The following is a 26,770-nucleotide window of genomic DNA, read 5'->3' as shown; positions in this document are numbered from 1 at the left end:
TAAAAATATTTTCTAAATTTATAAATGTTGATTCTATTAGAATCAACATTTTTTTTTAACCAAAACTTGACACAAAATGAACGATGAAAAAAACGAAACCAACGATCAGTTGGATGAAAATTCAAAACAGGAAATTAATTCTCCTTCTGATGATTTTTCAGAAAAGCAAAATTCTCAGTCAGAAAATATAATTTCTGAAAATGACTCCAGTTTTATTCAAGAAGAACCTGAAGGGCAGCGACCAAAAGAAAGCTTGCCTGTGACCGAGACAACGAAAAGAAATCCATATAAAATTGCGTTTTTCAGCTTAGGTGGAATTATTCTGGTAGGCGGAGCTTCTTATTTCGGATACCAATATTACAAAGATCATCAGGTTGAACCAGTTGTCGAAAATGTGTGTTTAGATACCGACACCAAGATCTATGATACCTATAAAGATGCGGTGGTCATGGTGAAACACCGTTATGCTTTTGTTGCAAAAATTAAAGGAAAAGAAGTTCTGCTAAATATTCCTGAAGCTTCTGAAGAAACTCTTTTCGGGACGGCTTTTTTTGTTGATAAAATGGGAAATATGATTTCCAACAGCCATGTTCTTCAACCCTGGAATTCTCCGGAAATGCTTGATAAAATCAATACTGATGCGGGAAATATTCGCAGAAAAATTGCCTCAATTTTAACCACAGATATTTCTGAAGACGGTTACGAAACTTTTATTGCATCAAATTGGGGAAGCGCATCTTCTGAGTATTCTAATGATGGTGAAGGTGAATATCATGATGAAAGTGATGCAGATAATAAGGGGAGGAATTCATTAGCTCAAATGAATCAACAGTAGATTCAACCTCTGCAGCTGTTGATATTGCTGCCTCAATTCCTCAAAAAGATTACGTTTCTGAAGATGAGATCGAAGTGTATATGAAAACGGTTGATATTTCTGTGGCAGTGCACAATTCAGCTGAAGAATGGCTGCCTTCAACCATTGAGAAAATCTCTGAAGACCCATCGGTTGATTTGGGTGTTTTGCAATTAACAAGTAAAGAAACACCGAATACAGTGGTTAATATCATCGATCTGCAAAATGCAGTTACTGATGATAAGACTTTACGTCCTGGTGAAAAGGCGGTGATGATTGGATATCCCTTAGGAGAAGATTTGGCGCAAACCATTTCAGGAATTAAAGTACAGTTGTACAATGGGCAGATTAGTAAAGAATCTGACGGTACAAAAATTCAGTACAGTGTCACTTCAACACATGGCGCAAGCGGTTCCCCGATTTTTAACAATTGCGGACAATTGATTGCTGTAAATTTCAGCGGTGTTGAACAGGTGCAGGGCTATAATTTCGGGATTATTGCCAAACAGATTAATTCTGTATATCCATTTTTAGCTTCAGAAATAACAGTTGTAAGTCCTAATTAAGAATCATAAACACAATCTAATATGAATAAAATTTTTAATCTATGCGCATTAATGGTTTTTGGAACCTTTTTTTCGCAAATTCCGACATTGGAAATTGGCAATGAAAAAAAACATCCCGTTATTCTTCAGGAAGCTAAATTTGACACCAAAATTTTAGGAAATCTAGCAACGACCATAGCAACTTACACATTTTATAATCCGAGTAACAGAATTTTAGAAGGGATACTTACTTTTCCGCTTCCGGAAGGTGTTTCTGTGAGTGGTTATGCTTTAGATATTAATGGAAAACTGAGAAATGCAGTTCCCGTTCTGAAGGAAAGAGCAAAAGAAGTTTTTGAAAGTATCGAAAAAAGAAATGTTGACCCCGGAATCATAGAAAAAGTGGAAGGAAATAATTTCAGAACCAGGATTTATCCTTTGCCTGAAAAAGGCAGCAGAACCATTCAGGTTACTTATCATCAGGAGTTGAAAAACGTTGCTTCTGATTATCAGTATTTTTTAAGCTTTGCGAATGCAACGACGATTCCGAAATTTAATCTGAGAGTGTGGATCAGTGAAACAGCAAACGTTCCTAAAATCTTAGAAAATCCTGATGGAAGTTTTGCTTTTCAGAAACAGGGAAACCAGTGGATCGCTGAAATTAATAAAACTGATTTTAGACCTAATGAAAGTCTAAAAGTAACGATTCCTAAAAATCAAAATTCATCCAATGTCGTTTTACAGAAAGCCTCAGGTGACAAATTCTATTTTGCTGCAAATATTGAGTTGGATTTTCCGGTAAAAGAAAAACCAAAATCTCAGAAAATTGCGATTATCTGGGATAATTCTTTCAGCGGTACAAAACGAAACCGAGATAAGGAATTACAGTTTTTGGATGCATATTTCGCAGACAATAAAAATGTATTCGTTTCTTTTTCTTTGCTGAATAATACTTTTGAAAATGCTCAGGAATTCACTGTGTCACAGGGAAACTGGAGCGAATTGAAAAATAGAATTCTCAATCTAAAATATGATGGTGGAACAGATTTTGGAGCTTTAAAAGAAATCAATGGAGTAGAGGAATATCTTTTATTCTCGGACGGAATTTCCAATTTTGGAGATTTAACGATGAAATTTAAAAAGCCATTAAACAGTATTACAAGTATGCCGACTTCAGATTTTAATCTGCTTAAATTATTGGCCAATCAATCGGGTGGAAATTTTATTAATTTAAATGAACTGGATACTCAGGCTGCTTTAAAAACGTATAAAAGATTGCCCGTTCGTTTTTTAGGATTCAAAGAGAACCCCAATATGCAGGAGCTATTTCCCAATATTGGTTCGGTCATCAGTGAGCCGGTTAATATTTTTGGAATTTCATCAGGAAATGCAGGAAAATTAACTGTGATTTTTTCAGTCGGAAATGAAAAATTTGAAACACCTGTCGATTTTTCAAATGCTCAACAGTTAGAAAATTGGCAGATTGCTCAGTTTTGGGCACAGAGAAAAATAAATGAATTGGAATTGAATTCTACCCAAAACCGTCAGGAAATTAAAAATATCAGCGAACAATTTGGGGTTGTAAGTAAAAATACGAGCTTGATTGTTTTGGATGATATTAACGATTACGTACGCTACAAAATTACGCCGCCACAGGAGTTATTGGCTGATTATCAAAAAATTGTTTCTCAGAATAAAGGAAGAGTTTTAGAAGAAAGGAAAAATCTTTTATCTAAAGCTTTCGATAAAACCAGAGAATTAAAAACCTGGTGGAATACTGATTTTAAACCCGCAGAAAAGAAAAAATATCCTAGAATTTCAAATCAATCAGATGTAATTAATGTAATACCCTCACCTAGTCGTGCACCTCAAGTCGATAGAGTTATGAATATGGAAAGTTCAAGTTCGGCAAAAATGGAAGAAAGAGAATCCCAGCCAAAAGGAAAAATCACTCTAGTCGATGTTGAAAGCACCGCAGAATACATGAAGGATTTTCAGAATTTGCAGTCTGCGGATGTGATTTATCAGAAATATCTGGAAAACCGCTCAAAACATGAGAAGCAGGTTTCTTATTATTTTGACATTTCTAAATTGCTTTTCAAAAAAGGAAACAAAGAATTGTCTTTAAAAGTATTAAGTACTTTGGCTGAACTGGATTTGGAAAATGAAGAATTGTACAAAACCATTTATTATCTTTTAAAACAGAGAGGTCATTACAATAAGGAATTGTGGATTACGCAAAAAATTCTTGAATGGCGACCTTTTGATGTACAAAGTCACCGAGATCATGCTTTGGCATTAATTGACAACAAAAGACCTCAGGAAGCCTTAAATATTTACAAATCACTATTGTATCAGGAATTTACAGATGAAATTTCGATGCGGGACAACGGAATTGAAGAAATCCTGATTATGGAAATCAACAATATTCTGAAGCAAAATAAAAATGTTGACGGAAGCAAAATCGATGACCGTCTGAAAGCAGATTTGCCTGTAGATATTCGTGTGGTGATCAACTGGAATAAAGACAACACCGATATCGATCTCTGGGTGACCGATCCGAAAGGAGAAGACTGCTCGTATCAACACAAGTCTACGGCAATCGGTGGGAGACTGAGCAACGATTTCACTCAGGGTTTTGGGCCAGAACAGTTTTTGCTGAAAAAAGCAGTTAAAGGAAAATATAAAATCAAAACCAATTTTTTTGGTGAAAGACAAAATATTCTTTCGGGGCCGACGACCGTCATGGCTGAAGTGTATTTGTATTATTCAGACGGAAGACAGGAAAGAAAAATTGCCGTTTTCCAAAGTCAAAAGGAAAATAAAAGGGAGAGTGACAGCCAAATTCTGATTGGAGAATTTGAATTTTAATTAAAATCATACTAAATTGCCGAAAGTTTTTACTTCGGCAATTTTTATTTCTATTCACTATTTTGAATAGAATTATTTTGGGCAGCTATTTCCGCCTTCCGCTCCCGCTTTTTTGCCTTCTCGATGTTCGGCAAAAATAGCTCCGCTCAAGTCGGGCTGCGTGAGATTCGACGTTGAACAACCAAAATTAATTAGAAAAAAAAGAAATTAATACAATGAAAATTATCGCTGTCATTCCTGCGCGCTATGAAGCCAGCCGTTTTCCCGGAAAGCTGATGCAGATTTTGGGTGAAAAAACAGTCATTACAACGACCTACCAAAATGTTGTGGAAACCGGACTTTTTGATGAAGTTTTTGTAGCAACAGATTCTGAACTGATCTTTAATGAAATTCAAAATCATGGCGGAAAAGCAGTAATGACAGGACAACACGAAACCGGAAGCGACCGAATAGCAGAAGCTGTGCAGAATATTGATTGTGATATTGTGATTAACGTTCAGGGTGACGAACCGTTTTTAAAATTAGAACCTTTAAAGCAATTGATTCAGGTTTTTAAAGAAGATGATAATCAGGAAATTTCTTTAGCTTCACTAAAAATAAAACTTCACGAAAAAGAAGAAATTGAGAATCCGAATAATGTAAAAGTGATTACCGATAATAATGGTTTTGCTTTGTATTTTAGTCGTTCTGTAATTCCCTTTCACCGAGAAATTACTTATGGTGTAGATTATTTTAAACATATCGGTGTTTATGCTTTCAGAAAACATGCGTTGCTTCAATTTTCAAAATTGGAAATGAAACCTTTGGAAATTTCAGAAAAAATAGAGTGCATCCGTTATCTGGAGTATGGTATGAAAATCAAGCTGATCGAAACCAATTTTATTGGAGTTGGAATTGATACACCGGAGGATTTGGAGAAGGCGAAAAAGTTGATTTAAAAATTTGGTGATTAGATAATTTGTAAATATTATGTGCAGGCTCCCATTTTCAAATTGCCTCATTTTAAAATTTTCAAATTAAAAAAACCTTATATTTGACTTGATAAAATTGATTGAATGAAGAAATTACTTACAGTATTCGTCCTTATATTTTCGCAACTATCTTTTGCTCAGACTGCTAAAGAAATCATTGATAAAAACATCGAATTATCCGGAGGATTGACAGGTTGGAAGCTTCTGAATTCAGTTTTACTTCAAGGGAAGGTAATCTTGGGAATTAAAGATGAATATCCAATTAAAATTTATCAACAAAGACCCAATTTAACGAAAACGGTTCTGACCATCAACGGAAAAGATACTGCAATCGAAGGATACGACGGAAATAAAGGATATGCAATGAATTATGCAACCAATAAACTTCAGGTTTATCCGGAGTATATTTCAGAAAGTTTTGATAATGATTTTATCGATTGGGAGAACAAAGGTTTTGAGGCAAAATATTTAGGCAAAGAAAAAGTAGGAGATATTTACTGCCACAAAGTGGAATTAACTAAAAATGTAAATAAAAATTACTATTATTTTGATACCAAGTCTTTTATGCTTCTGAAAGAAATCAAAAAAGAAGAAAGTTTAACCTATTCAGATTATAAAAAAGTAGGTAATTTAGTAATGCCTTTCAGAATAGAATCTTCAAGTGCAAAAAAAGATGGCGACTATGTGATCCTATTGAATAAAGTGGAGATCAATAAAGTATTTCCTGCCCATATTTTTAAGTTTTAATAATTAAATGAAAATAGCAGCAGAGCTGTAAAATAAATGAAAAAGATCTTTTTAATATTACTTTCTTGCGTAGCATTCTTCAACAGCTGTGCTCCGAAAAAGACAGATGTTTCTAAAGCTAAAAGTAAAGAACTTATGGGAAAAACAATATACGATTACAAGGTAGAAGCGCTTGAAGAAGGGAAAGAAATCAATTTTGCCGACTTCAGGGGAAAGAAAATTCTTATTGTGAATACAGCGTCAGAATGTGGTTTTACACCACAATATGCTGACCTTGAAAAATTATCAAACGAATATAAAGACAAATTGGTTGTGATAGGATTTCCTGCCAACAATTTTGGAGGGCAGGAGCCTGGTTCAAACGTTGAAATCGGAGCATTTTGTCAGAAGAATTTTGGTGTAACATTTCCTTTAGCAGCAAAAGTTTCTGTAAAAGGTGATGACACGGCACCGATTTTCAAATATCTGACTGAAAAAGAACTCAACGGAGTAAAAAACACTAGCATCCTTTGGAATTTCACTAAATTTTTGGTGGATGAAAATGGTAAGTTAGTAGATTCATTTATCAGTACTACTAAACCTACTGATGAGGCGATTACGAAATATTTGAAGTAGATCTAAAATAATTGATTACATTTATAAAGTGGATTTTTTAATCCACTTTTTTATTTTTAAATATGAAAAAACTACTGACCATTTTGTTTTTTGTCTTTTCTGTGAGTGCTTTTTCGCAGGATCCTTATTTTTTAGGAAAGACAAATTATTGCACTCCAAAGAAAGCGGAATCTAAAAAACAGTTTGATGCGGCAATTTTAGCCTTGCAGTTTCCGAAATATTATGCGGGTGCAACAAAGATGCTGATGAAAACTATTGAAGAAGACAAGGAATACTGTGATGCCTATTTTATGGCAGGATATCTTTTCAGACTTCAGGATATGCAGAAGGAAGCGGTCACGATGTACTACATGGCAGACAGTTTAGCGCAGAACAAAGCACCAATTTTCAAAATGAATTTAGCTGTTTCTGCATTTCGGTTGGGCGCTGTGGATTTATCGCGTAAAAAATACCAGCAGATGATAACCCATTTTCCTGAAAACCCAGAAGGTTATTATGGAATTGCAAATACGGCGATCGTCATTGGTGATTTTGATAACGGACTCAGCAACTTGAAGACCGCAGAAAAATTGTATCAGAATCAAGGTGGTGTTAAAACCGATGTTAAATATCTCTTCGGAATTTTGTATACTTTTAAAGAAGAGTATAAGACAGCATTGCCTTACTTAGATGATGTTTTCTCAACGTATAAAAAAGATGAGGGTTATTTAGCAACCTATGTTTTGACGCAGATGAAAGTTGCAGTAGAAACCAATGATGAAAAGTTAAAAAATAAAGCTAAAAAGAATTACGATAAAATAAAAAATAAAAATACGATTCCTGACGATTTGAAAAATAAACTAAAAGAATATTTTTCATAATAATATTTTAAAATTCATTGACAGACCGTGCCCAACAAAGATTGCCGGCAAAGGACTTGTTTTACAGCAATCTGAACTTACGAATCTTTTTACCGGGTTTACCGCTTAACTATTCATTAGTTTTCTCCGCAAAACCAAAAATATTCCCCAGTTTAATACTCGAGTAACCGTTACTTTTTATTTTGCTTGAATTAATCATTGCTTTCGCTAAAATATCTGTAGGCAAAGGTTTTTGGCTTTCGAAAAGACCAAGTTTGTTGGCAAATTTGATGATTCTGCTTCCCAAAACTTCACCTGATCTTTCAGAATCTTTTCTTTCGAGCATTCCAGGTTTGAAAATGGTGATTTTATTAAAATGAAGTTTTCTCACGGCATCCTCCAGCTCACCCTTCATTTTAGAATAGAAAATTTTAGACTGCGGATTAGCTCCGTAAGCCGAGACTAAAATATAATCTTCAACATTGTTCTCTTTGGCCACTTTTGCAAACTGAAATTGATAATCGTAATCAACTTTTCTTTGGGCTTCTTTGCTTCCCGCATCTTTTAAGGTCGTTCCTAGACATGAAAAAGCAACGTCACCTTTTACAGCATCTTTCCAGTCTTCAGGTCTCTCGAAATCGACCACATGAGTATTTAATTTTTTGTTTTCTATGTTTAACGGTTTTCTTACAAAAACGTCTACCTGCTCAAAGTCTTTGTCATTTAATAACTGTTTAACCAAATCTTTTCCTGTAGCGCCTGTTGCACCGATGACCAAAGCTTTCATAATAATTTTGATTTGATGATGTGAGATATATAATTTTCTCCATTAAATTTACTAATTTTAGACCAAAGGTTAAAAAATTATTAATTAATCATTACCAATCATTTTTTACTCAATTATTCATGGATGCGAACGAAATTTTAGACTATTGCCTGGCTCAAAAAGGCGTGACAGAAACATTCCCTTTTGACAAGGAAACGTTGGTCATGAAAGTGGGAGCAAAAATGTTTCTGCTTATGTCATTAGACAAACAGCCTTTAACGATTGCGGTAAAAACTGATCCAGAATGGAGTGCAGAACTTCGTGAACAGCATCCGCAAATCACGGGAGCTTACCACATGAACAAAACTCATTGGAATTCTGTTTCTCTGGATGGTCTGAAAAAAGAACTCATTCTTCAACTTATTGATGATTCTTATGATCTTGTTTTTAAATCTCTAACCAAGAAAATTCAAAATGCCATCATTAATTCTTAAAAAGAAATATAAAATATGAGGAAAATATTTATTTCTGCAGTCTTCTTTCTGTCTGTGAATGCATTTGCGCAGACCAAAGAGCAGACGAAAACCTGGGAACTTCTACTCGAAAATAAGAGATTGGATGCCAGAAATTTTTACGACAAAAATCTGAAGAAAGATCAGCTTAAAGATTTTGAAAACCTTTTTCTGGACGCCGTTATCGATGAAGAAATGGGGGAAATTGTGTTTGATGATTCATTTATAAAAAACCTTATCACACTCAATCCAGAAGAAGCGTATTTTTATCCGATTTCGCACAGAAAATTTGTTTTTGGTGAAAGTGATGCGTCTTTCGATGACTATTCTTATTCTCGCACGGATCTTCTTGCAGATGCACCTGTTTACAGTGATATGACAACGGTTTTAGAAGTAAAAGCTACATTAGACAGGATACGCAACAGGTACGAAAAAGCTGATAACAGCATCAAAAAAATTGGACGAATTGATAAATGGCAATTTGCCGGTGTTTTTGAAAACCTGAATGGCAGCGGACTTTATAATGAGTACGAACCTGAGCGTTATGCCAAAAACGATAAACTTTTCAATGCAGACAGTTTTGGAAATGTAGGCTGGTACAACAGAAAATTCCCATCCAATGACGGTTTTGAATTCTTTATGAACGAGCTGGAATATGGAAGAGGAATTGTTTACTCACAATCCTTTATCGAAAATCCTGTAGAAAGAAGAATGTTTCTGGAAGTGGATACAAACTCTGAGTTCAGATTGTTCTTAAATGATACAGAAATTTTATCGAGTACCAGCGAAGGGTATACCAACCTTGGATCACATATTGTAGAAGTCAATCTGCCCAAGGGAATGAACAGGCTTCTGTTTAAATTTGATGCAAAGGATACCAAGAATGCATTTATGGTCGTTCCAATGAATAGTCAGTATCAGAAAATTTCAGATCTGAAATATTTTGATGTTTATCAAGATTATCAAAAGTCAACATTGAGCCAGCTTCAACCCAAAGAATTACCATTGCGTTTTGAAGCTTTTCTTAAGGATGAAATAAAAGCGAATCCTAAAAGCTTCTTTTATAAATATCTTTTAGCTTCAGGATATTTAAACAACTCTCAAAACGAACAGGCTAAAGAGCTGATCGACGGTTTTGTAAAAACATACCCCAAATCTTCATTTGTTCAAGGGTTGCTCATAAGGTATTACGATAATCTCGATGATTCTGAAAAAGTAGCAGAAATATTCAAAAATATTGAACTTGATGATGCTGAGTATTTCCTTATTCCTTTCCTGAAAATGATGGATCGTGATATGTATGAAAATACACCGATTCAGGATATTGAAAAATATAAAGGCATTCTTAGTAAAACCAAGGCTAAAAGCATGGCCGAGTTTTTTGATGTGGTTATCGCCATGAGAAATCGAGATATGGTGACCGCACAGAAACATATCACAAATCTTAAAAAGAGTTTTGCCAATAACGAAAAACTTTTTTCAGTATTTACTGTACTTGAAGATTCTGAGAAAAAAGATCAAAGTTCTACTATTAAAAAATTCGAAGATGCTTTAGCTGTAAAAAACAGTCCCGAAGTGATGAATATGCTGTATGCCTATTATGAAAAAGCAAACAGAATTGAAGATCAAAAAAAACTACTTAAAAAGTATCTGGAGCTTTATCCATCTATTAATTCTTTGAGAAGCCAATATGTTGCTCTGATTGATGATGACGTACAAAATCCAGAAGTAATGCAGGAATTAGATAATGCATTAGGAAATTTCCCATACTCATATACTTTGCTGGCTGCAAAGGCAGAAATTCTTGCGAAGCAAAATAAAAAAGCTGAAGCTATAAAATTTGCAAAGTTGTCTCTTTCGCACAACACACAAAATGATCAGATGCACCAGTTGATACGCGATCTCGACAATACGCCGGACGCCATTGATCAGGTCGCCATTAAAGATTTATATAAATTGGTTGCGGAGCGTAGAAACAAAGGTGGAAAAGGTAAAAAAGGAGTTACCACTTTACTTGACGAATATATTGTGGATGTTTACCCGGAAGGAGGAATCAAGAAAAGAAGTACCTATGTGTATGAAATTACTTCTGATAAAGGTATTGAGGAGATAAAAGAATATTACATCAATTATTACGACAAAGTTCTGAAATCTGAAATCATTAAATCAAACGGAAGTATCATTCCTGGGGAAAAGTCTGAAGATCAAATTGTCTTTACCAATCTTGCGGTTGGTGACGTCGTGCTTATTCAGAAAGAAAATATAGAGCGTAATAATGGGAGATTTAATAAAGATTTTAATGTGAGCTCCTATTTCAACTCAGAATATCCGGTAACAGAATCAATATTTACCGTTATCACCCCGGAGAATATGGATTATCAGGTAAAAAGTCTGAACCGAGAAGTAGTATCAACAAAGAAAAAAGTAGGAAACAAAGTATCTCAGACCTGGAAGCTTAATGATTTAGCAGAAATTAATCTTGATGAAAACTATGGACCAAGCTATTATGATGCTACAATTTCTGTAACTGCGAACTCCATAAAAACTTGGAACGAAATTTCAAACTGGTATGCCGATGTTGCCAGAAAAAGTATGGTCTCCGATAAAATAGTGGATAAAGCTTTCAAAGAAATTTTCCCTAATGGCTTTGCCAGCATGAATGAAACAGAAAAAGCTGAAAAGATCTATAACTATATTGAAAAAAATGTAACATACAGTTCGCTGGATTTCCGTCAGAGTGGTCAGATTCCTCAGAAGCCTTCCAAAACTTTGGTTACTAAACTGGGAGATTGCAAAGATTTATCTACGCTTTTTGTTATTTTAGGAAATCAGGCTGGCTTGAAATCTAATTTGGTTCTTGTACAAACCAATAACAACTCACCGCAAAGACTGCTTCTTCCGAACCTGAGCTTCAATCACTGCATCGTAAAAGTGAAGCTCGACGGAAAAGAAAGTTATCTGGAAATGACAGATAAATATTTACCTTTCAATTCTGCAGTATTAACCAATTATAAGGCAAAAGCACTTCTTGTAGACATTGAAAAGTCTGGAGCGAGTCATAAAGATTTAATTGAAATTTCTACAGAAAACAATACCAAAAACCTATTTAAAACCGTCAGCGAAGTGAATATCAATGGTGATGATCAGAATTTTTTCACGAAACAGTATGTGATGGGGGAAACCAAGAGTTATTACAACAATTTCTTTCAGGATGAGCAGACGGATGATTACAGAAAGAAAAATGTAGAGGAAGAATTTGGGTCTATTCTAGATAAAGTCATCAATGTAAAATCGGTGAAATTAATTGAAGGAAAAGATCTTTCTGCCAAACCACTTGCGTACGAAGTTCAGTTTAATATTAACGATAAACCGCAATCTGTAGGAAGCTTGAAAATCATGAAAATTCCTTTTGTGACGAAGCCTTTCACCAAAAGTATTGTTGCTACCGAGAATCGAAATACTGACATTCTGTATACGAAATATGAGAAACAGAATGAATATAATGAAGAAGTATATCTGAATATTCCGGAAACTATGAAGTTTATTGAGATTCCTGAGAATAAAACGCTGGCTTATCAAAACTTCAGATATACCATTAATTATGATTTGCAGAAAAATAATAAGTTAAAAATTACCAGAACTGCGAACACTCCTTGGGATAATATTAAAAAAGAACAGTATCCTGAATTTAAGAAGTTTGTGGAAGACGCAATTAATTCAGAAAATCAAATATTAGGTTACAAATAAAACGAAAATGCTTACAGAATCTGTAAGCATTTTTTTATTTTCTAAAACTGAAATTCTTCAGTTAATCTTTTATCTTCATCCAGTTTTTCAACGAGTTTTTCTAAACCTTCAAATTTAATTTCCTCATGCAGAAAATCTCTGAATTTCACAGTAATTGTTTCATCGTAAAGATCTCCGTTAAAATCGAGAATATAAACTTCAACAGTTAGTTTTTCTCCGTTCACTGTAGGATTGGTTCCCACACTCAACATTCCTTTGTACTGCTGATCTTTTACAAAAACTTCAACAATGTAGGCTCCTTTTTTGGGTAGCAGCTTGATTGAATCAGTTGAAATATTAGCCGTTGGATAACCAATCGTTCTGCCTAGTTTCTTCCCATGAACCACCGTTCCGGAAATCGAGTAGGAGTAACCCAGCATTTCGTTGGCTTCTTTTATATTTCCGGCTAAAAGGGCATTTCTGATCTTTGTAGAACTGATATTATTCTCGTGAATGTTGATCGCTTCCATTTGTTCGACCTCAAAATCAAGCTCTGTTGAGAGTTTTTGAAGCAATTCAAAATTTCCGCTTTTATTTTTACCGAATGAATGGTCATAACCGATAATTAAATATTTTACATTTAATTTCTCAACTAAAATCTGACGGACGAATTCTTCTCCGGTAAGGTTTCTGAATTCATCATCAAATTCTTTTACAAATAAATTGTGGATACTGTATTTTTCCATCCGAAATTTCTTTTCCTCAATGGTATTGAGAAGTTTTAAATCTTCATTTGGATTAAAAACAAACCTCGGATGCGGCCAAAAAGTAAGGATTGCCGTTTCTAGATTATTCTCAGAACCCACCTTCTTCAGCTCGTCGATAATATATTTATGGCCAAGATGAACTCCGTCAAACATGCCTAGAGACAATGCTAAAGGCTTTTCTGAGTGGTAATCTTTAAAATTTTTGAAAATATTCAAAACGGAAAAATTTTGAGTGCAAATATAAGTATAATGTAACATTATTAATGTAACAATTTATCAATGTAATAATTTAGCATTAAAATTACTGATTTTAAGGAGTCATTATTGGTAAGTTGGTAGATTGTTGTATTGCTACATTGTTTAAAAAAGCATGATAAAAATCTTTTTTTTAGCAATTGCAGGTTTGTGAAGATTCATTATATTTGCACCAAGAAAAAATTTAGCAATGGCAAACCAAATTAAAGGAAAAATTTCTCAAATTATTGGTCCTGTAATCGACGTAGTTTTTAATAATGTGGAAGCAATTCCAAGTATTTATGATGCGTTAGAGATTATCAAAGGGAACGGTGAAAAAGTAGTCTTAGAGGTAGAACAACATATTGGTGAAGATACAGTAAGATGTATCGCAATGGATGCTACAGACGGTCTTCAAAGAGGGCAGGAAGTTATAGGATATGGTAATCCTATTATGATGCCGATCGGTGAAGCTGTAAACGGAAGACTATTCAACGTTGTTGGGGATGCTATCGATGGGCTTCAAAATATTTCTAAAGAAGGTGGTCTTCCAATTCACAGACCAGCTCCGAAATTTGATCAACTTTCAACTTCTGCAGAAGTTTTATTCACAGGTATTAAAGTAATCGACTTAGTTGAGCCTTACGCAAAGGGAGGTAAAATTGGATTGTTCGGTGGTGCTGGTGTAGGTAAAACAGTATTGATTCAGGAGTTGATTAACAATATTGCAAAAGGGCACGGTGGTCTTTCTGTTTTTGCCGGAGTAGGTGAAAGAACGAGAGAAGGAAATGACCTTTTGAGAGAGATGTTAGAATCAGGTATTATTAAATACGGTGATGACTTTATGCACTCTATGGAAAACGGTGGTTGGGATCTTTCTAAAGTTGACCTAGAGGTTATGAAAGATTCAAAAGCTGCATTCGTTTTTGGACAGATGAATGAGCCGCCAGGAGCAAGAGCTAGAGTAGCACTTTCTGGTCTTACATTAGCTGAGTACTACAGAGACGGTGGTGAAAGCGGACAAGGTAGAGATGTATTGTTTTTCGTAGACAACATCTTCCGTTTTACACAGGCTGGTTCTGAGGTATCTGCACTATTAGGTCGTATGCCTTCTGCGGTAGGTTACCAACCAACATTGGCATCTGAAATGGGTGCGATGCAGGAAAGAATTACTTCAACTAAAAATGGTTCAATTACTTCAGTACAGGCGGTTTACGTACCTGCGGATGATTTAACTGACCCGGCTCCTGCTACAACGTTTGCTCACTTAGATGCAACAACTGTACTAGACAGAAAAATTGCTTCATTAGGTATTTACCCGGCAGTAGATCCGTTGGCTTCTACGTCAAGAATCTTGGCTCCGGAAATTATCGGTGAAGAACATTATAACTGTGCTCAGAGAGTGAAAGAGATTCTTCAGAGATACAAAGCTCTTCAGGATATCATCGCAATCTTAGGTATGGAAGAACTTTCTGAAGAAGATAAATCTGTAGTTTACAGAGCTAGAAAAGTTCAGAGATTCTTGTCTCAGCCTTTCCACGTTGCAGAACAGTTTACAGGTATTCCGGGATCATTGGTAGACATCAAAGATACCATCAAAGGATTTACCATGATTATGGACGGTGAATTAGATCACTTACCGGAAGCTGCTTTCAACTTGAAAGGAACTATCGAAGAAGCAATCGAAGCTGGACAAAAAATGTTAGCGGACAACGCATAATAAATTAATTAGACACAAGATGTCAGATTCTAGACATGAGACTTTTATGTCTGAAATCTGAATTCTGAAATCTTTAAATCTAAATTAAAATGAATATAAAAATTTTAACACCAGAATACGTAGTTTTTGAAGGAGAGGTAGACTCAGTATTGTTGCCTGGGAAAAATGGTGAATTCCACATCATGAAAAACCACGCAGGAATCGTTTCTTCATTAGTTGGCGGTAAAGTAAAATTATATGCAAAATCTATCAACGAAGCTTTTGCTAAAAACTTTACCAAGGAAAATGAAAAAGACTCTGTTTTTTCTTATCCTATAAAAAGCGGTGTGATAGAATTTAATAATGATAAAGGAATTATCCTTTGCGAATAATTAAATTATAAGCTAAATATATTTTCAAGAAAGTGTAACTTTGTTACACTTTTTTTATGCTTTATAAAATCTGATTCATGCAGAAAAGTTTAATCTTATTCTTTACAGTTCTGAGTTTTATATGCAATGCTCAAATTATCAAAACCAAAAGAGGAATTGTAAGTCTCGACGGAACTCACGTAGCCAAAATTGCCAATAAATCCAACGAATATACATTTATGGATTTAAAGGAAACCCCGATTTTCACTGTTGAATTTGTTGATAAAAGCATAGTGGATTCAGTGCGAGATAGTTATGTGAAAATTAATAGGGTGTATAACCGTGAGAAAACCTTAGATTTAGATTACATTTCACCTTCTGCATTTTCGGGCGAAGAAAAATCTGCGGTCTATACTTGCATTAAAGGACTGAAAATTATTGATGAAAGAGGTATCAATATTAAGAATCTGGATGATCTTTTTAAAAATATGCCTAAGCGAAAATTAGATAATAAAACCAAAGAAGCATACACCATCCGAACAAAAATTGATAAATTAAATCTTGAAGTCAATAGTGTTGGTGAGATTCTGAGCAATGGTGTTCCAGTGGGATATTTTACTAATTTACCCGTAAGCTTTGGCTCAGATGACAGAGTGACCGATAAAAATTTTGTGGACATTGAAATTTATGATGCAAAAAGTAAATATATCGGAAAGTACATTACAACAACAAAACAAATCAAAACTGCAGGCGGAAAAACTTTTACGCTGTATAGAGAAATGTCAGGAAGAGCTTCTATTCTGAAATATCCAACATATAAAGCAATTGCTGAACGTATGGCGATTCTGGATCCTAATTTTATAAAAATTCAGGAAAAAGTAATTGTGGGAGATATTGTGAGAGATGGAGTTGAAAAAGATAAAAAATAAATTCTCTAAAACGAAACGGTAGAATGAGATTTCATTGGCTCATCGTGAGCTTGTCGAAGGAAGGCCGTTTAAAAAAATAAAATTCTATAAGCTTTAGCCAAAAATCAAAAATCCTGAAAAAATAATTTCCAGGATTTTTATCTTATGTAAATTTTATTTAAAACTAGTTTGTTATTCGAAAGCTTACAGACTCAAAATCACTCCGTTTTCTTTCAGTTGTTGCATCGGTTTTGAAAACCAGAACAATTCAAAATCTTCAAAGCTATTTTCAAAATTATTTTTCAATTGTTGTAAAGTAATCCGTTTCGGATTCTCAAAAGAATTCTCCTGTAAAATTTTGATTAGCCATTCTCCTTTTTCCTGTTCAAAATCTAAAGAAATAATATTGGTTTTTAAATGGAACGTAATTCTTGTGTACGGCCATGAGTTTTGCTTTTTTGTTTTTATGTAATTCTCAGCGATTACGTTTTTTTCCAGGAAAACTATTTTTGCATTGGGTTTGAATGAAAAATTCTCTTCTTCCAAGAGTGAATCGTGAATGTAATCAGGATGAATTGTTGTTTTCGGAATTTTAAAATCAAACCAATTTTGCAACGGTAATTCAAAATTAATTCCGTGCATATAATTAAACAGAGATTTCTTCAAACCAAAACTAAATTTGCTGTGATCGATTCCGGTTTTGTCTGTAAAGTCTATATCATTATTGGCGAACAAAATTTCCTGTTTGATCGGTGTTACTCCAAATTCTTCAGGATTCAATCCGACAGGTGAATGGGCAGTCATGGCAAACTGATGCCAAAATGCACTCTGCAAAATTCCCATTTCGAAAAGCTGGCGAACCATTTCCAGAGAATCCACCGTTTCCTGAATCGTCTGTGTCGGGTAGCCGTACATCAGATACGCATGAATCATGACTCCAGCTTCAGTGAAATTTCTTGTTACCTGAGCAACCTGTTCAACAGAAATTCCTTTATCAATTAATTTTAGCAATCGGTCACTCGCCACTTCCAATCCACCGGAAACTGCAACGCAACCAGAAAGTTTTAAGAGAAAACATAAATCTTTGGTAAAACTTTTTTCAAATCTGATATTCGTCCACCATGTTACTACAAGATTTCTTCTCAAAATTTCCAAAGCAACTTCACGCATCAAAGCCGGAGGTGCCGCTTCGTCCACAAAATGAAATCCGGTTTCGCCAGTTGTTGCAATCAATTCCTCCATTCTGTCAACCAAAATTCTGGCAGAAATGGGTTCGTAAATTTTAATGTAATCTAAGGAAATATCACAGAAAGTACATTTTCCCCAATAGCAACCGTGCGCCATTGTGAGTTTGTTCCATCGTCCGTCGCTCCACAAACTGTGCATCGGGTTGGCAATTTCAATGACAGAAATATATTGATCTAACTGTAAATCAGTGTAATCAGGTGTTCCAACCTGTGCCTGTTTATAATCATGTTTCGTTGAATTATTTTTGTAGATAACTTCTTCATTTTCAATTAAAAAAGTGCGTTTGTAAAAGGTTTCGATAGGCTCAGTCTGAAAAATATTTTCGTAGACCAGTTCAAGAGGAACTTCTCCGTCATCTAAAGTGATAAAATCAAAAAATTCAAAAACTCTTCTGTCTTTTACTTCCCGCAGCTCAGTGTTCGGAAACCCGCCGCCCATTGCAATTTTAATGTGAGGATAATTTTCCTTAATAAATTTTGCAGATCGAAAAGCAGAATATAAATTTCCGGGAAACGGTACTGAAAAACAAACCAATTTTGGCTGAACTAGTTCTAGTTTTTCGTGAAGAATTTTTAAAGTAAGACCATCGATAAAAGTCTGATCTGAATTTAATTTTAAATATAATTCGTCAAATGAATTGGCAGACTTTCCTAATCTTTCGGCGTATCTACTAAAGCCAAAATCAGAATCAACGTGTTCAATTATATAATCAGATAGATCTTCTAAATATAAAGTAGCCAGGTGTTTAGCCTTGTCCTGTAAACCCATATTTCCGAAAGCAAATTCCATATCATCCAGTTGATTGAAACGGGAAGCTTCTGGCAGAAAATTCATCGAACAAATTTGTCTTGCTAAAGTGGGATTTCTATTCTGTAAAAATAGAATAACCTGATCGATGGTTTTAATATATTCATCTCTTAAAGCAAAAATTCTCCGAGAGTTTTCGGAAGTATTTTTTAAGTCAATTGATTTTGCGAAAATCTTTTGAATTCCTTCTTTTGAAAACAATACCAAAATCACTTCAATCCCCAAATCGATCTGATAGCTTGAAATATTTTTGGTATTCAGAAAACCTTTGATATAAGCTGTCGCCGGATACGGAGTATTGAGTTGCGTGAAAGGTGGAGTTATAAGAAGAAGATCTTTCAAAAGTAATTTTTTGCAAATTTATGGGTTTAAATGGAAAAGAAAGAAAGTTTTTGACTGATTTAAAAAAAATATCAACGATTGTGTTTCACAATTATTGCAGTGCAACAATAAGTAGTAAGGTATTTTTAGGAGTTACATTTATTTGGTGAAAATTAATTAAATTAATCTAAACTTCTTAATTATAAATCTTGATCTTCGAAATTTCACAAAAAAACCGCAAGAAAAATTCTAGCGGTTCTAATTATATTTAATTTGAAAAATCGAAATTACATTTGTTTGTACTCGATATTCATTTGTTTTTCCATTTCGGCATAAACTCCTGATTCTAATTTTTCTTTGATGCCTTCGAAAGCCGCCAAAGTTTCGTTAATTTCTGAATCCGTATGAGAAGCAGTAGGGATTAATCTCAACAAAATCATTCCTTTTGGAATTACCGGGTATACAACTACTGATGTGAATACTCCATAATTTTCCCTCAAATCTTTCGCTAAAAGCGTTGCTTCAATCGTAGTTCCCTGAATGAAAACCGGTGTCACACAAGTATTGGTATTTCCAAGGTTGAAACCTCTTTCTTTTAATCCGTTTTGAAGTTTATCTACGTTTTCCCACAATTTATCTTTAATTTCGGGACGGGTTCTTAGTAATTCCAATCTTTTTAATCCTCCGATTACCATTGGCATTGTCAAAGATTTAGCAAAAATCTGAGAACGAAGATTGTATTTCAAGAATCTAATAATTGTTTCATCTCCTGAAAGAAATGCTCCGAAACCAGCCATTGATTTAGCAAAAGTTGAGAAGTAAACATCAATCTGATCCTGACATCCTTGCTCTTCACCAGCTCCTGCTCCAGTTTTACCTAAAGTTCCGAAACCGTGTGCGTCATCAACCAAAAGTCTGAAATTGAATTTAGATTTTAAATCACAAATTTCTTTAAGTTTACCCTGCATTCCTCTCATTCCGAAAACTCCTTCAGTAATCACTAAGATTCCTCCGCCGTTTTCCTCAGCAACTTTAGTTGCTCGTGCTAAGTTTTTTTCTAAGCTCTCAATATCATTATGTTTGAAAGTAAAACTTTTTCCCATGTGAAGACGTACTCCGTCAACGATACAAGCGTGAGAATCTGCGTCATAAACGATAACGTCATGTCTTGTCACCAATGCATCGATACAAGAAACCATTCCCTGGTAACCGAAATTTAATAAATAAGCAGCATCTTTTTGAGTAAATTCTGCCAATTCTTTTTCTAGTTGCTGATGTTGTTGAGTTTCCCCAGACATTGCTCTTGCACCCATCGGATAAAACATTCCGAATTCTGCTGCAGCTTTTGCATCGGCTTCCAAAACTTCCGGATGGTTACACAATCCTAAATAATCATTGGCACTCCAGAAAATTACATCTTTACCTTGAAATTTCATTCTCGGACCAATCGGACCTTCCAATTTTGGGAATACAAAATATCCTTCTGCGTAATCTGCAAACTGACCTAGCGGTCCAGGATTTTGTTTTATTCTATCAAAAATATCTACCATTGTATGAGTATGTTTTATGTAAAAAAGCCTTTTGTGATTTACGAAAAGGCTTGATTTGTATTTATTAATTCTTATTATTTGATGAATTCTGTTTTGAAAACTTCATCATAATTGTGGAAACAGTTGTTGATGAATCCTTGTTCTTCCATCCATTTGTCGCTGTACACTTTTGTAATGTATCTTGAACCGTGGTCTGGATAAATCATCACAACAAAATCATTTTCAGTCAGTTCATGAGACTGCGCATACTGCATTAGTCCCTGCGTGACAGCTCCTGTTGTGTAACCGCCCATGATGGCTTCTTTTAAAGCAATCTCACGGGTTCTGTATGCAGACATTTCGTCGTTTACTCTCACAAACTCATCTACTTTATCAAAAAGAAGGGCAGAAGGAATTAAGTTTTTTCCCATACCTTCAATCTGGTAAGGATGCACATCTTCTTTATGAATTTCTCCGGTTTCGTGGTAGCTTTTCAAAATAGATCCGTCAGCATCTACACCGATGATTTTAATATTTGGATTTTTTTCTTTTAAGAATTTTGCCGAACCTGATAATGTTCCGCCAGTTCCTGTACACGCGAAAAGGTGAGTAATTTTACCTTCTGTCTGTTCCCAAATTTCAGGACCTGTGGTCTGATAGTGGGCATCAACATTCAATTCGTTGAAATACTGATTGATATAAACAGAATTTGGGGTTTCTGCAGCAATTCTTTTTGCTACTTCATAATATGATCTCGGGTCATTCGCAGGTACATTCGCAGGACATATATATACTGTAGCACCAAGAGCTTTAAGATAAGCTATTTTTTCAGCTTTTGTTTTGTCACTTACTGCAAGAATACATTTGTATCCTTTGATGATGCAAACCATCGCAAGTGAAAAACCTGTATTTCCGGAAGTCGTCTCTACAACTACAGAATCTTCCTTTAATAAACCTTTTTTCTCAGCGTTTTCAATAATATGAAGTGCGATTCTATCTTTTGTGGAATGTCCAGGATTATATGATTCTAACTTGGCATAAACTTTTGCAGGAATCTCTTTAGTTACCGTATTAAGTTTTACTAAAGGGGTGTTCCCAATCAAGCCAAGAATATTATCGTAAACATTACTCATTATTTGTTATTTTTCAAATAAAAATCTGACCGCAAAAATACAAAAAAATAAATAATTTTTAAACTTTTCAGAAATTATAAGTGTTGAAAGTATAATTATCTGTTTTTATACTTCTTGATACAGCCTCGAAACATTCTCAAAAAGTAAGCCAATCTTTTAAATTTTGTTAAAATCAATTTAAAATGAAGTAAAAACCTTATTTTCGCAATAATTGATTTTATACTATGAAAAACTGGACTTTTAGGCAATGGAACACCCTTCTCGGATGGGTGATTTTCGTCATTGCATTTTTCACGTACCTTTCAACAATAGAACCCAACTTCAGTTTTTGGGATTGTGGTGAGTACATTTCTTCAGCCGTAAAATTAGAAGTAACACACGCGCCGGGAGCAGCTTTGTTCCAGATTGTAGGTGCTGTTGCTGCCATTTTTGCGTTTGGAAACGGTGAAAATTATTCTTTGGTAATCAACGCGATGTCTGCATTATTCAGCGCATTTACGATTCTGTTTTTGTTCTGGACGATTACCCATTTTGTAAGAAGACTTCTTAACAAAGATTTTGAAGAAGTAACCAAACATCAGGAAATTGCTATTCTTTTTGCCGGTGTTATTGGTTCTCTGTGTTTTACATGGTCAGATACGTTCTGGTTTTCCGCAGTAGAAGGCGAGGTTTACTCAATGGCTTCGTTATTTATTGCCATTCTAGTTTGGTTGATCACAAAGTGGGAAAACGAATACAAGGAGTCAGACAATGAGCGATGGATCATTTTAATCTTCTTTATTGTAGGTCTTTCTGTGGGTGTTCACATGATGTGTATGTTGGCAATTCCTGCAGTCTGCTTAGTATATTACGCAAGAAACTATGAATTTACCTGGAAGAATTTCTTTTGGGCTAATGCAATTACACTAGGGATCTTAATTATTGTTTTCAAAATTATTTTCCCGGTAATCATGTCATTATTTGGAAAACTTGAAATATTCTTTGTTAATGGTATAGGTCTTCCTTTCCATTCGGGAACGATTGCAGGTTTCATTATTTTGGTGGCTATCTGCTATTTTATTCTGAAATATGCGAGACAGGCAAAGAAAAATATTTACCAGACGATTGCCTTATCTGTTGTCTATATGATGATTGGTTTCTCTTGCTGGATGGTAATTCCGATCAGAGCCAATGCTAATCCGCCAATGAACTTAAATGATCCGGATACCGCTATTGGTATGCTTGATTATTATAATAGAGAGCAATATGGTGACTGGCCAACAATTTACGGTCAAAACTATACTGCATTTTTGGATAACAGCGGAATTGAAAAGAATGAGGACGGAAGTTTTAAAACAACAAAAACCGGTGACGTTTTTGAAAAAGATGAGAAAACTGGTACTTATCTAAAGACAAGTGAGCGTTTCAATTACGTTTTCAACCCAGCGTATGTGAGCTTAATGCCAAGGATGTTTAGTGAAGACAAAGACGTCATGGCGAATTATATGTCGATGTATGGCGCACCGGATTTTCAGTTTAATTATGCAAACGAAAATATCGCAGATGATCCTCAGGCTAAAGAAATTTTTGAGGAACTAAGAGGAAAATATGAAGATAAAACAATTACTCCGGCAGATTATTTAAAGGTAAAACCATATGAGCTGATTACTGTTCAAAGACCTTCTTTGGCTCAGAATATGGATTATTTTATTACATTCCAAAATGGATATTATTTTATCAGATATCTGTTGTGGAACTTTGCAGGAAGACAGAATGACCTGGAAGGAAACAGTGAGAATACAAGAGGGAACTGGATTTCCGGAATTCCTGCAATTGACAATACCCTATGGGGAAGCCAGGATGCGATGCCTTCAAAATTTAAAAATGAAAGTACTGTAGCATTCTTTTTTCTGCCATTATTGCTAGGAATAATCGGATGTTACTTCCAGTTTATGAGAGACTTTGGAAGATTTTACGCACTTCTTTCATTATTTATATTAACCAGTGTGGGAATTGTTTTCTACACCGGAATGAAACCTTTCGAGCCGAGAGAAAGAGATTATGCAGTAGTTGGTTCCTTTTACGCCTTTGCTATTTGGATAGGGCTCGGAGCCGGTGCAATTCTCTGGTACTTACAGTCAAAAGTAAAATCTAATGTTGCCAACATAGGATTTGGTGTTGTATTAATGGCAATCCCTTTAATGATGGGCTTCCAGAATTATAATGTTCACGACAGAAGCGGAAGATATACGGCATATGATTATTCATATTCAATGTTAAAATCTCTACCGAAAGACGATATCCTCTTCGTATATGGTGACAATGATACTTATCCTGTCTGGGCAATGCAGGAAACTGAAAGATTCCGTGATGATGTGAAAGTGGTGAATTTCACTCTTCTTTCAACACCTTGGAACATTGATCAGGTTAAAAGAAAAACTTACAATGCAAGTCCTATTCCTAGTCAACTGTCACACGATGATTACAGAGATGGTGTAAATGATCAGATCTATCTGATGAAAAAAGATGATTGGAAGGGAGTTATCAGTAATTTAAAGGAAGCAGGTGCTCCTGAGCAAATGATTAAGCCATTCGAAAAATACCTTGTTCAGGATTCGATGACTTTAAAAGAGGCAGTGAATTTCCTTAAAATAAAATCACCGGAAAAAGATGAAGTTTTAAAAATGATTTTTGGTGAAGCCCGTTATGAAAAGTATAATTTCTTACCTGTAAACAAATTTATTTTACCTGTAAATAAGCAAAATGCAGTTAAAGCAGGAATTATCAATCCTGCTGATCTTCCAAATACAGTTGATCAAATTATGATTGATTACAAATCAGGAACCTTGTACAAAAACAACCTGATGATGTTTGATATTTTAGCGAACTTTGATTGGAAGAGACCAATCAATTTCTCTTCAGGCGGAGTTTATGACAGCGAAAATATTTTCTTCTTAGACGAGTATCTTCAGTTTGACGGTTTCAGTTACAGGTTGGTTCCAATTCGTACACCAAGAAGCAGTGACGGAGAAATGGGTAGAGTAGATGCAAACTCCTTGTATAATGTTGTGAAAAACTTTAAGTGGGGTAACTTCAAAGATCTGAACGTTCATTTTGACGAAACAGCTACTTCAAATATTATGAGCTATAGAAGTTCCGCAAGCAGAGCTGCTGCAACATTGGCCTTGAGTGGTCAGAAAGCTAAAGCTTTAGAAATTTTAGATATCGCAGCAAAAGAAATTCCTGCAGAGAAATACAATGACCCACGTTCTTTAAGTTCAATGGTTTACGGTTACATCGTGGCCGGACAAGAGCAAAAGGCATTAAAATTAGCAGAGATTCTTAAGAAAGGAATTTTTGAGGAGTATGATTACTATCTTACTTTAAGCAAAGCAGATCAAAGATTTGTAGGAAGACAGATGAGATCAAAACCTATGGAATATTCTCTTGTTGTGTCGGCTGTTACAGATGCTTACAAGAAAATAGGTCAGAATCAGAAAGCATATGCTTATTTGGTGAAATCTATTGAGCCGATTGATAAGAAATTTAATGTATTCATCAAAGATCTTCAGCAGATGGGGAAAGAAAAAGCGATGAAAGAGTCTGAAAATGTACAGCGAATCACGCCATTTTATCAGTACTTATTTGATGTGATGCAACCTTTTGATTCGATGTATTCGAAAGAAAAAGAAGATCAGATTACCAATGCAATTATCAAAGCTACACAGTAAAAAACTGTTTGCAGATACTTTAAAACGGAACTTCGGTTCCGTTTTTTTTATGTTGATATTCAAGAATAATAGAATTATATTTGTGCAACAAAAAAAAGCGATGGCCGAGAATACAAACAAGAATCTTCCATTATACGCAGTCATATTTGCAGTAATTGCAAAGCTCTATTTTCTCCTGACGCACCATATTCAGGAAGACGCTTTTATCACTTGGAGAGTTGCCCAGAATTTACTGGATTATGGGGTGATTGGGTTCAACGGAGGTACTAAAATTTCGGCTTCTACAACGCATCTTTACGTTTTTGTTTCTTATTTTTTTAATTTGATTTTTGGAAAAGAGAACTTCATTGAACCTCTTTTGGTTATAAACACTGTTCTTTTCACCATTGGTAGTTTATTTCTTTCTCATTTATTACTAAAAAATCCTTTGCATAAGGCAATTTTCATCTTTCTTTTTGGGCTATTACCGCCATCCATCAAGATTTCAATACTCGGAATGGAGTACGGAATTTTATTTTTTCTAGAAATGGCTTTGCTTTATTATGGTTTCAGAAAAGAGAAAAAATGGGCACTCATTGTATTTCCAATCTTGGTTTTATTCACAAGAATCGATTCGGTTATTTTCCTCGGAATTGTCTTTTTGGTTGATACTTTTTGGAACAGAAAAATAAAATGGGTCTATATTCTAGGTGGAATTTTAGGAGTTTCTGCGGCTTTGGCTTTCAACTGGTTTTATTTTGGGGAGATTATAAATAATACCATAGTTGCCAAAAAACTGGCTTACGACCGAGTCTACACGTTAAATCAGGATTTCGAATACTTCAGATTAAATTATGGTAACTTCTGGGGAATGCTAAAAATTCCCGGAGATTTCAATCCCTTTACGATTATAATTGCAGTTTTTGAATTGCTGTGTTTTATTTTCTTAATTAGACAGCGGGATCAAAGAAATTACTTCCTTTGGATTATTTTCTTGTTTGCCTGGATAAAACAGATTATTTTTCTTTCACAGAAAAGCCTTTTTGACTGGTATTATTGGATTCCGCAGATTCTGCTTTTCGTTCCGGTTTTGATCTTTATTTTAGAACAGAAAGTAAAAAGAAACTGGTGGCTTACGGCATTGATTATTTTTTATATTTTGCCAATGCTGGCTTTCCAAACGGTACATTCTATCGCAACCGGAAATGGTGAATGGAATTACAGAAGATCAATCGGGTTGTTTCTAAACATGTACGAAAAGGATAAAAAACAATGGATTTTGCTTGAACCCGCAGGCTATATTCCTTATTTTTCAGGTTTAAAAACCATTGACGAAGTAGGATTGGTCGATAAACAAATTCAGGCAGAAATCAAAAACGATAAACCTAATTATTGGCTTAACACCGTTAAAAAAAGGAAGCCTAAATATCTTCTTTCATACAAAAATCTATTCGATGGAAAAGATGCCTACTATTATAAAACTCATTACAAATTACTCAATGAATTTAGAATAAAAAATCACTTACAAAGCGATAATAAAATTCTTGATAAAATATATAAATTGAAACCTTCGGGAACTGATTACAATCTCTACGAGAAAATTAAACTGTAAAACTATA

The 26,770-nt window shown here is 34.7% G+C and carries 19 protein-coding genes; 14 read left to right on the top strand and 5 right to left on the bottom strand.

Annotated elements, in window-relative coordinates; genetic code table 11:
• Positions 1-76 precede the first annotated feature (76 nt).
• From AR685_RS01685 to AR685_RS01655, 7 genes are all read left to right on the top strand, one after another.
• Positions 77-835: a hypothetical protein gene (locus AR685_RS01685; RefSeq protein WP_059123537.1), complete on the top strand. Its 759-nt coding sequence runs from the start codon at positions 77-79 to the stop codon at positions 833-835.
• Between the two features lie 80 nt (positions 836-915).
• Entirely contained in the window at positions 916-1,419 is a 504-nt protein-coding gene (locus tag AR685_RS01680; protein WP_059123536.1) for a serine protease, read from the top strand.
• Between the two features lie 21 nt (positions 1,420-1,440).
• Positions 1,441-4,269 (top strand): VIT domain-containing protein, encoded by a 2,829-nt coding sequence (locus AR685_RS01675; protein WP_082671875.1) that lies wholly within the window; start codon positions 1,441-1,443, stop codon positions 4,267-4,269.
• Positions 4,270-4,484: 215 nt separating this feature from the next.
• The gene (kdsB, locus tag AR685_RS01670; RefSeq protein ID WP_059123534.1) at positions 4,485-5,207 is read left to right on the top strand and encodes a 3-deoxy-manno-octulosonate cytidylyltransferase; all 723 of its coding nucleotides are present in this window, start codon (positions 4,485-4,487) and stop codon (positions 5,205-5,207) included.
• A 117-nt stretch (positions 5,208-5,324) separates the two neighbouring features.
• Complete coding sequence (locus AR685_RS01665) at positions 5,325-5,987, top strand: histidine kinase (protein ID WP_047444126.1); 663 nt, start codon at positions 5,325-5,327, stop codon at positions 5,985-5,987.
• A gap of 36 nt (positions 5,988-6,023) precedes the next feature.
• Positions 6,024-6,602 (top strand): glutathione peroxidase, encoded by a 579-nt coding sequence (locus tag AR685_RS01660; protein WP_059123533.1) that lies wholly within the window; start codon positions 6,024-6,026, stop codon positions 6,600-6,602.
• A gap of 62 nt (positions 6,603-6,664) precedes the next feature.
• On the top strand, positions 6,665-7,462 hold the full coding sequence (locus AR685_RS01655) for a tetratricopeptide repeat protein (RefSeq protein WP_059123532.1): 798 nt from the start codon (positions 6,665-6,667) through the stop codon (positions 7,460-7,462).
• A gap of 109 nt (positions 7,463-7,571) precedes the next feature.
• Here the strand turns inward: AR685_RS01655 and AR685_RS01650 are convergent, their stop codons facing one another.
• Positions 7,572-8,228 carry an NAD(P)H-binding protein gene (locus AR685_RS01650; RefSeq protein WP_059123531.1) on the bottom strand — a complete coding sequence of 219 codons (657 nt, stop codon included), beginning with the start codon at positions 8,226-8,228 and terminating at the stop codon, positions 7,572-7,574.
• Positions 8,229-8,347: 119 nt separating this feature from the next.
• Here AR685_RS01650 and AR685_RS01645 point away from each other — a divergent pair, with 119 nt between their 5' ends.
• Together AR685_RS01645 and AR685_RS01640 are read left to right on the top strand one after the other, a co-directional pair.
• Entirely contained in the window at positions 8,348-8,701 is a 354-nt protein-coding gene (locus AR685_RS01645) for an MmcQ/YjbR family DNA-binding protein (protein WP_059123530.1), read from the top strand.
• Positions 8,702-8,716: 15 nt separating this feature from the next.
• Positions 8,717-12,466: a transglutaminase domain-containing protein gene (locus AR685_RS01640; protein WP_059123529.1), complete on the top strand. Its 3,750-nt coding sequence runs from the start codon at positions 8,717-8,719 to the stop codon at positions 12,464-12,466.
• 41 nt (positions 12,467-12,507) lie between these two features.
• On the opposite strand, the gene AR685_RS01635 is transcribed toward AR685_RS01640, so the two are convergent.
• The gene (locus AR685_RS01635; protein ID WP_059123528.1) at positions 12,508-13,428 is read right to left on the bottom strand and encodes a bifunctional riboflavin kinase/FAD synthetase; all 921 of its coding nucleotides are present in this window, start codon (positions 13,426-13,428) and stop codon (positions 12,508-12,510) included.
• Positions 13,429-13,657: 229 nt separating this feature from the next.
• Here AR685_RS01635 and atpD point away from each other — a divergent pair, with 229 nt between their 5' ends.
• The 3 genes from atpD to AR685_RS01620 all read left to right on the top strand — a co-directional run bounded on the left by atpD (position 13,658) and on the right by AR685_RS01620 (position 16,445).
• Positions 13,658-15,166: a F0F1 ATP synthase subunit beta gene (gene atpD, locus AR685_RS01630; protein ID WP_047444119.1), complete on the top strand. Its 1,509-nt coding sequence runs from the start codon at positions 13,658-13,660 to the stop codon at positions 15,164-15,166.
• Positions 15,167-15,255: 89 nt separating this feature from the next.
• Positions 15,256-15,537: a FoF1 ATP synthase subunit delta/epsilon gene (locus AR685_RS01625; protein ID WP_047444118.1), complete on the top strand. Its 282-nt coding sequence runs from the start codon at positions 15,256-15,258 to the stop codon at positions 15,535-15,537.
• A 77-nt stretch (positions 15,538-15,614) separates the two neighbouring features.
• Positions 15,615-16,445 carry a hypothetical protein gene (locus AR685_RS01620; RefSeq protein WP_059123527.1) on the top strand — a complete coding sequence of 277 codons (831 nt, stop codon included), beginning with the start codon at positions 15,615-15,617 and terminating at the stop codon, positions 16,443-16,445.
• A 183-nt stretch (positions 16,446-16,628) separates the two neighbouring features.
• On the opposite strand, the gene AR685_RS01615 is transcribed toward AR685_RS01620, so the two are convergent.
• The 3 genes from AR685_RS01615 to AR685_RS01605 form a co-directional block, all read right to left on the bottom strand.
• On the bottom strand, positions 16,629-18,821 hold the full coding sequence (locus AR685_RS01615; RefSeq protein ID WP_059123526.1) for a B12-binding domain-containing radical SAM protein: 2,193 nt from the start codon (positions 18,819-18,821) through the stop codon (positions 16,629-16,631).
• Between the two features lie 266 nt (positions 18,822-19,087).
• Positions 19,088-20,350, bottom strand: coding sequence for an aminotransferase class I/II-fold pyridoxal phosphate-dependent enzyme (locus AR685_RS01610; RefSeq protein ID WP_059123525.1), 1,263 nt, complete (start codon positions 20,348-20,350; stop codon positions 19,088-19,090).
• Positions 20,351-20,424: 74 nt separating this feature from the next.
• Positions 20,425-21,462: a PLP-dependent cysteine synthase family protein gene (locus AR685_RS01605; protein ID WP_047444114.1), complete on the bottom strand. Its 1,038-nt coding sequence runs from the start codon at positions 21,460-21,462 to the stop codon at positions 20,425-20,427.
• A gap of 224 nt (positions 21,463-21,686) precedes the next feature.
• On the opposite strand from AR685_RS01605, the gene AR685_RS01600 reads away from it, so the two are divergent.
• Both AR685_RS01600 and AR685_RS01595 read left to right on the top strand, forming a co-directional pair.
• Positions 21,687-25,172, top strand: a complete 3,486-nt coding sequence (locus AR685_RS01600) for a DUF2723 domain-containing protein (RefSeq protein ID WP_059123524.1) — start codon at positions 21,687-21,689, stop codon at positions 25,170-25,172.
• Between the two features lie 100 nt (positions 25,173-25,272).
• Complete coding sequence (locus tag AR685_RS01595; RefSeq protein WP_059123765.1) at positions 25,273-26,763, top strand: hypothetical protein; 1,491 nt, start codon at positions 25,273-25,275, stop codon at positions 26,761-26,763.
• Positions 26,764-26,770: the final 7 nt, after the last annotated feature.

It is taken from the genome of Chryseobacterium sp. JAH (assembly GCF_001507335.1).
In the GTDB taxonomy this organism is placed as follows: Bacteria; Bacteroidota; Bacteroidia; order Flavobacteriales; family Weeksellaceae; genus Chryseobacterium.
The sequence above is the reverse complement of the archived record's forward strand: the minus strand, read 5'-3'. Positions and strand labels throughout refer to the sequence as shown.

Coding starts and splice junctions, on each gene's coding strand:
- atpD (WP_047444119.1), top strand. CDS start 13,658: ATGGCAAACCAAATTAAAGGAAAAATTTCTCAAATTATTGGTCCTGTA.
- AR685_RS01640 (WP_059123529.1), top strand. CDS start 8,717: ATGAGGAAAATATTTATTTCTGCAGTCTTCTTTCTGTCTGTGAATGCA.
- AR685_RS01660 (WP_059123533.1), top strand. CDS start 6,024: ATGAAAAAGATCTTTTTAATATTACTTTCTTGCGTAGCATTCTTCAAC.
- AR685_RS01665 (WP_047444126.1), top strand. CDS start 5,325: ATGAAGAAATTACTTACAGTATTCGTCCTTATATTTTCGCAACTATCT.
- AR685_RS01600 (WP_059123524.1), top strand. CDS start 21,687: ATGAAAAACTGGACTTTTAGGCAATGGAACACCCTTCTCGGATGGGTG.
- AR685_RS01650 (WP_059123531.1), bottom strand. CDS start 8,228: ATGAAAGCTTTGGTCATCGGTGCAACAGGCGCTACAGGAAAAGATTTG.
- AR685_RS01625 (WP_047444118.1), top strand. CDS start 15,256: ATGAATATAAAAATTTTAACACCAGAATACGTAGTTTTTGAAGGAGAG.
- AR685_RS01655 (WP_059123532.1), top strand. CDS start 6,665: ATGAAAAAACTACTGACCATTTTGTTTTTTGTCTTTTCTGTGAGTGCT.
- AR685_RS01675 (WP_082671875.1), top strand. CDS start 1,441: ATGAATAAAATTTTTAATCTATGCGCATTAATGGTTTTTGGAACCTTT.
- AR685_RS01680 (WP_059123536.1), top strand. CDS start 916: ATGAAAACGGTTGATATTTCTGTGGCAGTGCACAATTCAGCTGAAGAA.
- AR685_RS01595 (WP_059123765.1), top strand. CDS start 25,273: ATGGCCGAGAATACAAACAAGAATCTTCCATTATACGCAGTCATATTT.
- AR685_RS01620 (WP_059123527.1), top strand. CDS start 15,615: ATGCAGAAAAGTTTAATCTTATTCTTTACAGTTCTGAGTTTTATATGC.
- AR685_RS01610 (WP_059123525.1), bottom strand. CDS start 20,350: ATGGTAGATATTTTTGATAGAATAAAACAAAATCCTGGACCGCTAGGT.
- kdsB (WP_059123534.1), top strand. CDS start 4,485: ATGAAAATTATCGCTGTCATTCCTGCGCGCTATGAAGCCAGCCGTTTT.
- AR685_RS01645 (WP_059123530.1), top strand. CDS start 8,348: ATGGATGCGAACGAAATTTTAGACTATTGCCTGGCTCAAAAAGGCGTG.
- AR685_RS01605 (WP_047444114.1), bottom strand. CDS start 21,462: ATGAGTAATGTTTACGATAATATTCTTGGCTTGATTGGGAACACCCCT.
- AR685_RS01685 (WP_059123537.1), top strand. CDS start 77: ATGAACGATGAAAAAAACGAAACCAACGATCAGTTGGATGAAAATTCA.